Consider the following 9,663-nt stretch of genomic DNA (forward strand, 5'->3'; position numbering starts at 1 on the left):
CTCCGGAATCGCACACTTGCACAACATCCTCCTCGCTGGCTGACCGCAACACCCAGCAACACCAACAACAGCATCAGTTACGAGACATCACTTAGTGCCGTATCAAGCAACGTTGGGAAGGTAATCCGGGCGGCGGATCTTGGAGTTGACGGCGAAGTGGCGTTTCGGGTGGCAGTGGCGGTTTCGCCAGCGCAGGTAGCCGGCGATCGCTGTCTCCTGGGCAGCGTGGTTGGGATAGTCGCTGCCGTCGAGGGTGAAGTAGCGGACCGCGGTGAACTCGCACTCGATCCAGTTCAACCACGAGGCGTTGGTGGGCGTGTAAACCAGCTCGATGTCGTTGGCCTCGCACCACGTGACTACCTCGGCCTTGCCGTGGGGTCCGTAGTTGTCACAGACCAGGTAAAGCTTCCCGGCCGGGAAGCGACGGCGCAGCTGCTTGCAGAAGTCGAGGAACTGCGGCCAGCGCTTGCGGTCACGGAACCGGTAGAACATCTGCCCGGAGGCCAGGTCGAGCGCGGCGAACATGTGCCGGACCCCGCCAGTGCGGGTGTAGGTCGCGCGCAGGCGGGCCGGTCGGCCGCGAGGGAACCAGCCGCGACCGGGACGGGGCTGCAGGTTCAGCGGCCCGAACTCGTCGACACAGATCACCCGTCCGTCGGCGGGCGGGTGATCGTAGAAGTCGAGGATGCGGGCCTTCTTGGCCACAAAGTCCGGGTCCTTGCTCGCTTTCCAGGTCTTCGTCGACTGCCAGGACACGCCCTCCTCGCGCAGGATCTTCCGGACGGTTTCGGTGCTCGCCCTGATCCAGGCGTGCTCGGCGAGGTAGTCGACCAGCTTGGCCAGGCTCCAGGTCGTGAACGGCAATCCCAGCTCGGTCGGTTTGCAGGCAGCGATGCGGCAGATCTGATCACGGGCGGCCGGCCCGAACTTAAGCTGGTCGGCCGCCCCTCCATTTTGGGGACAACGCCGCGAACCCGGAGTCGTTGAACGCGTGGATCACCTCGCGCACATACCCCTCCGTGGACGCGAACATCGCGGCGATCTCTCGCGCGGACCGGCCCTGTACCGAGGCCAGCACGATCCCGGACCGTCGCAGCCGCACCCGATCCCGGGTCGACCTGGTGATCTTGACCAGCCGCTGCGCTTCTTCGGGCTCCAACGACCGCGCGAACACCCCAGGCGTACGTGCCATGACTCACCTCCAGCGGTAAGCCTCGCGGTCACCAGCTTCGCTGTCCACGCGACACGATTACAACGCCAACCTTCCTTGCCGAGGCACTAGAGCTTGTAGCCGAGCGTCCGAAGCAGTGATTTCCGGTCGTCTTGGTCAGCTGGGTTCTCCACGCCAAGGCTGGGCGATCCATCGACGACGCCGAGGATTGCGCGACCGAGTGCGGTTTCGGCGATGAGTACCTCGACGGGATTCGCTGTGGCGCAGAGGATGCCACAGACCTCTGGAACTTGTTTGATCGCGTTGAGGACGTTGAGGGGGTAACCCTCGCGGAGGAACACGATGAACGAATGCCCTGCGGCTATCTCCTGCGCGTTCTTCGTAGCCAGTTCCACCAGTTCTGGTTCGTTACCGGAATACCGCACGAGGCGCGGTCCTGACGCCTCGCAGAACGCGAAGCCGAACTTCAGGTGCGGGCTCGTTCCGGCGAGTGCCTCGTGCAGGTCCTCCACGGTCTTGATGAAATGTGCCTGGCCGAGGATGACGTTGAGACCTTCGGGTTTGTCGATCGCCAGCACCTGGACGTCCATGCCCCAATTCTCGCCTGGACAACGGGGCCGTCCGCGAGAGTACAAAGACCACTGACGCGGGTCAGGAAGTCCTGGCGGCAGGTTGGAGGACATCGAGTTGCCCTGGCCGCCGCAGCGCGCAGAGGTGGCGGGCGCGGAGCGGCAGAATTGCAGGCACGAACACGGCGCTCTGTTGGCTTCACGCGATCGACCGGAGAACTGGCTCCATTGGGATCCGTGCGGCCGTGGTGGGCCGCCGGGCCTCACGAGCCGAGCCGGCGTTGCTGGGCAGATCCGAACCGAATCGTTCCGCGCATCGCCCGGAGCGCCCGGGTGAGCTCAAGGGCGGCGCGCAGGTGCATGAGCAGGCTCGGCAACGCCATCGCCTTCACGCCGGACGAGGCGGCCATTTCTGTCGGCAACTGGTTCGCGTCCGACGCTCGCTCGTTCCTCCTCGTGCGGTAGCGCCGCGGCATCTTGGCTGTGGTTGGCAAGCGCGTCGAGGACAGCGCTGCCGTCGACGGTTTCGTGGTCGATCAGTTGCCGGGTGAGCCAGTCCAGTGCGTTGCGGTGTTCGGTCAGCATGTGTACCGCGCGGTTCTCCGCTTCCCTGAGCAGCCGTGCGACCTCTTGGTCGACGATGCGCTGGGTCTGCTCGGAATGGCGGTGCGCCGCGTCGGAAAGGGCGTCGGGTAGATGAGCCGCTTCCGTGGGCGGATAGCCGATCGGCCCGAGCACGGGCGAGAGGCCGAACTCTGTGACCATCTTGGTGGCGAGTTCGGTGGCACCGGACAGGTCGTTCGCGGCACCGGTCGAGCCTTGTTCGAAGACAACGAGTTCGGCCGCACGGCCGCCCAGTCTGACAGCGAGGGCGTCCAGCAGGTGTGCCTCGCTGTAGAGATGGCGTTCGGCTTCCGGAAGCTGTTCGGTGGCGCCCAAGGTCATGCCGGCGGGCAGGATGGTGACTTTAGCGACCGGGTCGGCGTACTCGCAGAGAGCCGCCACCAGCGCGTGCCCGGATTCGTGGACGGCGACGGAGTGCCGTTCCTCCGGTAGCAGGGCGTTCGAGGTTTCCCGGCGGCCGAGCAGGATGCGGTCGCGGGCCGCTGCCAGGTCGCCGGAGTCGATGGTGGTTCGGTTCTCACGCACGGCGTTAATCGCGCCTTCGTTGAGCAGGTTGGCCAGGTCGGCGCCGGAGAAGCCCGGTGTGCCGCGGGCGATCACCGTCAGGTCCACGTCCGGGCCCAAGCGCTTGTTCGCAGCGTGCACGGCGAGGATGGCGGCCCGTTCGGCCTGGTTGGGCAGCGGCACGGTCACGTGACGGTCGAACCTGCCCGGCCGCAGCAGCGCAGCGTCCAGCGTCTCCGGTCGGTTGGTGGCGGCCAGCACGACGATCCCGCTGCTCTGGTCGAATCCATCCATTTCGGACAGTAGCTGGTTCAGGGTCTGTTCCCGCTCGTCGTGCCCGCCGAATCCGCTGGTGCCGCGGCGGCTCCCGACGGCGTCGATCTCGTCGATGAAGATGATCGAAGGTGCCCGGTCCCGGGCTTCGGTGAACAGGTCACGGACCCGTGACGCTCCGACGCCCACGAACATCTCCACGAACGCCGAACCGGTGACGGACAGGAACGGCACACTGGCTTCACCGGCGACGGCCCGCGCGATCAGGGTTTTTCCCGTGCCTGGCGGCCCGACCATGATGACACCACGAGGTCCCTTCGCGCCGGCAGCGGCGTAGCGGGCGGGATCGCGCAGGAAGTCGACGACCTCGCCGATCTCCTGCTTGACGCCCTCGTAGCCGGCGACGTCGGCGAACCGGGTGACAGGTCGCTCAGCCTCGATGATCTTCGCTTTCGAACGGCCGAAACCGCCCATTCCGCCGACCAGTGACCCCTGCTCTTTCCGGCCGCTCCAGACCAGCGCCATGATGAGCACCAGGGGCACCAGACCGACCAGCAGCGTCGGCCAGACCGACGCCGACTCGGTTTTCCTGCCGGTGACCTCGACGTTCCGAGCCTGGAGCTTCTGGTCGAGTCGCGGATCACTCAACGCAGTCGGGAGTTGGCTCGTGAATCGCGACCCATCCTTCAAAGTTCCGGTCAGCGTGCCCTTGTCGTCGACCTCCACCGCTTTGACCTGACCGGCGTCCACCCTGGCCAGCAACTCGGTGAACGACACTTCGGGAGTAGGTGGTGTTTTGGTCAGCATTCTGGGCAGGAACAAAGCCAGCATCAGCAGCACCAGGGCGATCAGGAATCCCCAGCCCCGCCACGCAGGAGGCTGCGAGGGCTCCGGCTTCTTCACCGGATTCGGAGGCGGACCAGACCTGGCCGCACGCGACATGACGGTTCCTTCCAGACACGGCTCGCCACAGGAAACCGCGTCGGGGGTGCGGGGACGAGTGCCGAAAGACCCTGGTGCTGGGGGCCTTTGAGCGGCGAGCGCTCACGGTGTCGGGCTCGTCGTGTGCTTGGTGGCGTCGCCGCGGCAGGACCACGCGACGCGACGACCGACGGCGCACTCCGGAACGCCGGCCGGCGTCGCCGGCCGTTTCCCGACGGTGCCGCGCTCGTGCACGGCGGCGGTGTCCTCGGCGTCGCGCCCCTGGCACAGGTCCTCCGCGGCGCAGGACGAGAGCCCGAGGTCCGGGCGCAAGAGGGCACGGACCCTCCCGGCCGGCCCGGTGCGCCAGCACCACAGCCCCACGCAAGTCCGTGGTGGTGCACCGATTCGAAGGCGATCGTCCACTTCACTGAGCAGCCTGCTTGCTCGACTGCGCACGCGCGCACGTTCCGAGCACCACGCCGACGGCGAAGAGCACAGCGGTCACTGCGGGAAACCGTCCGTCGGGCGCGAACCCGTCCACCGCGAACCGGACCAGTCCCAGCGCCGACATCCCGGCTCCGGCCAGGAGCATCGGCCCGGACGGGCGGATTGACACCCGTCTCGTGAGAGTTGCTGCGCACCGGGCGAGGCGGGCCCGCACCCGTACCGACAGCAGCAGCAGAACGGCTGTCACGAGCGCCAGAGCACCCAGCCATGGGAACCTGGTCATCCACCAGGCTGCCGATCCCAGAGCAGATTGTGGCAGCAGCCCGATCGGGTAGACGGCGATCGCGACGAGGACGACCGGGACCATGTGCCACAGGTAAAGCGCCATCGCGGTGCTGTTCGCGGTGGCCAACGCGTGTGGCCGGGATAGCCGGCGCAGCCTGGCGTTGACCGCCGGCGCCGCCACCACCAGCAGGCCGGCTTGCGCCGCGCTGAAGGCGAGCAGGGCGATGTTGGGCGGCGAGGTGTTGCGGACGGCTTGCCCGGGCACACCGACCATGCTCAGCGGATAGCGCCCGAGCCAGATCAGGAACACCAGCCCGACCCCCGACACGGCGGCCAGGAGAGCCGGGCGCCACCCGCGCAGCGCACCGGCGAACCAGGCGATCCCAACCTGGTAGACCGCGGCCCAGCCCAACAGGTAGTTCAGCGCCCCGGTCGCCGGCAGCCCTCCTGCCAGCACGGCGATGTCGACAGCGCCGACCGTCAGAACCAGCCCGACCGGCACCACCCAGCCCCAACGCCGATGCGCCGCGACCGCCAGCGGCGTCGCCGAGACCAGCAGCAAGTAGACCGGCAGGAACCACAGGTGCATCGCCACCGCCCAGGCACCGAACGCCAGCTGCGAAGGGTCGACCGCAGACCACTGGAGCGCAGCGACGGTGGCCAGCATCACCCCCACGTACACCGTGGTCGGCGCGAGCACAGCGGTGAGCCGATGCCTCAGCCAACCCTGCCATCCGCCGTCCCAGCCCGACCACGACGCCGCGTTGGCGTACCCCGCGACCAGGAAGAAGACCGGGATCACCTGGAACAGCAGGGTCAGCCACTGCGTCCAGGGCATCCCGGCCAGCACGTTCTGGTCACCGAAGCGCCCGCCCCGAAAGGTCACCGACGCGGCAAGCCAATGGCCGGCTACGACGATGACCACCGCGACCACCCGGTAGAGGTCCACGGCCGGTTCGCGGGGCGGGGTCCGGACGGCTGGCGTGCTCATCTCGCATCCCGGAATCAGGTGCGCAGGAGCAGGTCGGTCAACGGCTGGTCGTTGTGCAGCCTGCCGATCACGTCGGCGAGCAATGGTGCGATCGAGCAGACCGTGAGCGAGGGGACGGATGGCGTCACACTGTCGGTGGCCAGCACCCCCTGCAGGGGAAGACGCCGCAGGAGTTCGCCTGCGCTGGCGACAAGGGGGCCATGGGTGGCCGCCACGACAAGGTCTGGCCGGGCCACGCGCTCGGTGAACGCGTGCACGGCGGCCTCAATGGTCGCGCCGGTGCTGATCATGTCGTCCACGATGACCATCGGCCGGTCGTCGAGCGTGCCGAGGACGTCCCCGGCACGCACCCGCGACCCACTGACCCGGTGCTTGCACACCACGGCCACCGAGCCGTCGAGCAACGACGCGTAATGTCCGGCGAGTTTCACCGCACCCAGGTCGGGAGCAACCACGACCACGCCCCGGCCCGGGCGCCGCGGCAATGCACGGGCCAGTACGGGCACCGCGGTCACCATCTCGACAGGGATGGCGCACATCGCCTCCAGCGCGGCGGTGCGCGGATCCACGACGACCAGCCGTTGCGCTCCCGCGGTGGCCAGCGCATCGGCCAGCACTCTGGCCCCGACCGCCTGGCCTTCCTGGCCCCGGCGATCCTGCCTCGCATACCCGAAGTAGGGCACGACAGCCGTCACCCGTCCGGCGCCGGCCCTCCGGCACGCATCCAGCAGCAGCAACAACTCGACCACGTGCTCGTTGACTTCCGGGCCGGTCGGCTCCACCACGTACACATCCGCGCCCCGCGCATCGTCGACCACCGGCCGCAGCTCGCCATCGGGAAACCGTTCCACCACGCAGGGAGAGCATTTCCGTCCCAGGGCCGCCGTGAGCTTGCCCGCGAGGGGCTCGTTGGCCGTGCCCGGAACGACGCGCAACTCGGCCATCACACCGGACCGACTTCCGCGACGGCTGTCCACAGCTTCGCCATCAGCGCCGAGCCGAACTTCTCGTACGCCCGACGACGCACTCCCGGGCTCTGGCCGCTCGCCGGCAACCGTCCGGAAATCCCCGGGCGCGTGCATCACGGACCGTAGCCACCCGGCCACGAGGTGATGGCGGAAGCCCTCGGTACCGCAGCCGGCGCACACCGCACACGCCTTCACCATCTCGACGCCGGTCACGCAGCCCAACCACCACATACCGGCACGGTGACCCGGCGTTGGCTCCGCACGCTAGTGACCTACAACCCCGATACCGAGGCCGTCCGGTGCTAACGCTCGCCGGATGGGTTCAGCGCGAGACAACCGGTCGTAGCCGACGCAGGTACGGCGCCAGGACACGACGCCGGCCACCTTCGACGTGACATCGTTCGAGGCCGTGGTTGCCCGGACGCCACGCCAAGCCGAACACGCCCCTCCAAGGGCACGCGGAGGCCAAGATGGCCGCCACCGTCGCCAAGCGGGAGTCGGTGAACTGTTCCCGCTTCTCGGCGAACCTCCGGGAGGTTGTGGACTCAGGGAACGCCGGTCGGCGGAGTTGACGGAGTCGAGCCTGCGGTGGTCGCGTGGCCGCGGCGTGCTGCGTGCAGGGGTGCTGCATCAACTGTCGCTGACTGTGCTGAACCTGAGCGCCGTCCGTCGGATGGTTCCTACCGCAGAACGGCGCGCCTTCGAAGGATCAGCTCCCGGATAGCGCCGCCCTCGCGCAGGAGGCGGCGTGGCCGGCCCGGGACGAGTTGGACTCGGCCGAGTCGCGGTGCTGCGACCACCGGCTCTGCCGATGCGGATTAGCGCTGCGCACGGCCTCGGAGAGACGCTGAACCGTCAGGTCATGCATCGGTGACAACGACGCTTACGGCCGTATTGCACCACGTGTGGATCGGGCTTGAGCACTCGGCTCACTCCTGTGGTGTGGAGGAGCGGCAAACCACCGGCCGACTGCCGGCGGCATACTTTGGCGCGAACGAGACTTCATGCCGGACGGTTGCGACGCCGCATGTTACGGCCAGTCGCGGTGATGGCGAAAACGATCCAGCCGACAGCGGTGAGTCCTAGCCAGGTAATGCTCCGGAAGACCACGATTGCGATCGCGGCTGCGGAAGCCGTGATCCCACCGGCGGCCAGTGCCGCGAGCAAGCCGGTCTCTGCGGGACCGGCGCCCGCCGGTGTGAGCTGAACGCCGATGCTCGCCTGAACGGCTAGGTAACCGACCGCCACCGCAGACCACGGCACCGTGCCTGCGCTCGCCGTGACGCTCGCCGCGAGCGCCAGGTAATCCAACACCCAGCTGGCTAGCGCCCATCCGATCAAGCATGGCCATGTACGTATCGGAGGACGGAGCCGGGCCACGCGGCCCAACACCTCGTCAAGCGGGCTCGGCTCGACCCGGACCCAGCGCTGATTACGGATCACAGGCAGGTGCCGGCCCAGCACGACGAGCCGATGCGCGATCCAGTGCAGCGCGGCAGGCCGGCGCAACTGCTTCCACACCACCATGCTGATCGCCGCGAGCAACACTGAGACGGCGAGCGCTGCCGGCCAGGCGAGAAGACCCACCCCGAACAGTAGGGCTGGGGCGAGCACGACGAGCACTGTCGCCGACAGCACCGCGGCCATCGCGGTCGACCACAACGACACCGCCGTATCGACACCCCGCCCCCGCAGTGCGGCGACCATGTATGCGACGCCGACGGTCGCTCCCGCCGATGGCAACGTCTGAGCCATCGCGTTGCCGACGAAGTTGACCGCTTGCACCGTGCTTCCACGCACGCCCACGCCGACGCAGCCGAGGAGGCGACGATGCAGTTCACCGTATGCGACCAGTGATGCCACCGCGAGAACGATCGCGAATATCAACCACGGCCAACGCAGCGCGGCGAACCGCGCGGGGAGATCGTCAACGCTCGCCAAAGTCGGTGCCAGTCGCCAGACCGCGACACCGATTCCCGTGATGGCCAGGAGCACGTCTAGGGTGATCCGTCGATTGACGCGACCACGCTCCTGACGCCTGTGCACCTGCCTCCGATCGCCGGTCACACGCCCTCACCAGATTCACGGCACACCGGCGGAAACTCGCCCCGCTGGGCCAACGGCCCGACAGTGTTGCGGAACGCGTCTACTCGCGACTGGCGCTGTCCGAGCCTCGGTGATTCTCGGAGCGGCATTCGTCTCGCCGGTCGTCTCTCGCACGTTGCAGCGCATACCCAGACGAGCGAGGCGAGTGCCAGTGCCGTCGCGGCGATAGCGAACTCAGCCGTGGCGGGGATGCCGAGCACGCACACCAGACTCGTCAAACGGATCGTCGAACACCACACCACGCGAGCGAACACGGCACACCGCGGAAGTCCGCTCGTTCTCGTGAAAGCGCGGCTGCACCGGGTGCGCGGTGCGTCCGCTCGCCCGTCGTTTCCAGCTTGCTGGTGCCGCTGGGCCGCCGGGTAGGGCCCTAGGTCTTTTAGCCCGGGTCCTACGTCAGTGCCCCGACCGCCTATCCGTTCCGGGTCCTTGGTCCTCAGCCCGGTACACGGTGACTCGTCACGGTCTAGCTTGCTGGTGGTGCTACTGCACAACTACTGATCGGCGAGCACCTCCTCGTCGTGGCGCTGCTCCCAGTGGTGCTCACCGCCGCCACGCCGACTCGCTGGATGCCGCTGAGGTCGTTCGTCACCCGGACGCGGGCCGTCCGGCCGCAGCGGCGCACCGGTCGGGCGAGGTGTGCTGGGGTGAGGCGGACCGGCAGTAGGTACGAATGGTGGTCCTGCCCGAGCGCATCGGACTGAGATGGGGGACGGACGGAGGAACGACGCCGTGACCCGCATTCTCACCGGCGATCAGGATCGGGAATACGAGTTCCTGTGCGCGCTGTCCGGCTACGTC

General features: G+C 67.9%; 8 protein-coding genes. All 8 read right to left on the bottom strand.

Features of this window, described 5'->3' with window-relative positions:
* Positions 1-102: 102 nt before the first annotated feature.
* Positions 103-864: an IS630 family transposase gene (locus tag ACIA77_RS52085; protein ID WP_395893690.1), complete on the bottom strand. Its 762-nt coding sequence runs from the start codon at positions 862-864 to the stop codon at positions 103-105.
* 64 nt (positions 865-928) lie between these two features.
* Positions 929-1,192 (bottom strand): helix-turn-helix domain-containing protein, encoded by a 264-nt coding sequence (locus ACIA77_RS52090; protein WP_395893691.1) that lies wholly within the window; start codon positions 1,190-1,192, stop codon positions 929-931.
* Between the two features lie 86 nt (positions 1,193-1,278).
* Positions 1,279-1,761 (bottom strand): adenosine-specific kinase, encoded by a 483-nt coding sequence (locus ACIA77_RS52095; RefSeq protein ID WP_395893692.1) that lies wholly within the window; start codon positions 1,759-1,761, stop codon positions 1,279-1,281.
* A 318-nt stretch (positions 1,762-2,079) separates the two neighbouring features.
* Positions 2,080-4,083 (bottom strand): ATP-dependent zinc metalloprotease FtsH, encoded by a 2,004-nt coding sequence (gene ftsH, locus ACIA77_RS52100; protein ID WP_395893693.1) that lies wholly within the window; start codon positions 4,081-4,083, stop codon positions 2,080-2,082.
* Positions 4,084-4,185: 102 nt separating this feature from the next.
* Positions 4,186-4,395, bottom strand: a complete 210-nt coding sequence (locus ACIA77_RS52105; RefSeq protein WP_395893694.1) for a hypothetical protein — start codon at positions 4,393-4,395, stop codon at positions 4,186-4,188.
* 94 nt (positions 4,396-4,489) lie between these two features.
* Positions 4,490-5,746: an acyltransferase gene (locus tag ACIA77_RS52110; RefSeq protein ID WP_395893695.1), complete on the bottom strand. Its 1,257-nt coding sequence runs from the start codon at positions 5,744-5,746 to the stop codon at positions 4,490-4,492.
* Positions 5,747-5,802: 56 nt separating this feature from the next.
* On the bottom strand, positions 5,803-6,969 hold the full coding sequence (locus tag ACIA77_RS52115; protein WP_395893696.1) for a ribose-phosphate diphosphokinase: 1,167 nt from the start codon (positions 6,967-6,969) through the stop codon (positions 5,803-5,805).
* Between the two features lie 789 nt (positions 6,970-7,758).
* Entirely contained in the window at positions 7,759-8,751 is a 993-nt protein-coding gene (locus ACIA77_RS52120; protein ID WP_395893697.1) for a YbhN family protein, read from the bottom strand.
* Positions 8,752-9,663: the final 912 nt, after the last annotated feature.

This window comes from Amycolatopsis sp. NPDC051903 (genome assembly GCF_044452505.1).
Taxonomy (GTDB): domain Bacteria; phylum Actinomycetota; class Actinomycetes; order Mycobacteriales; family Pseudonocardiaceae; genus Amycolatopsis.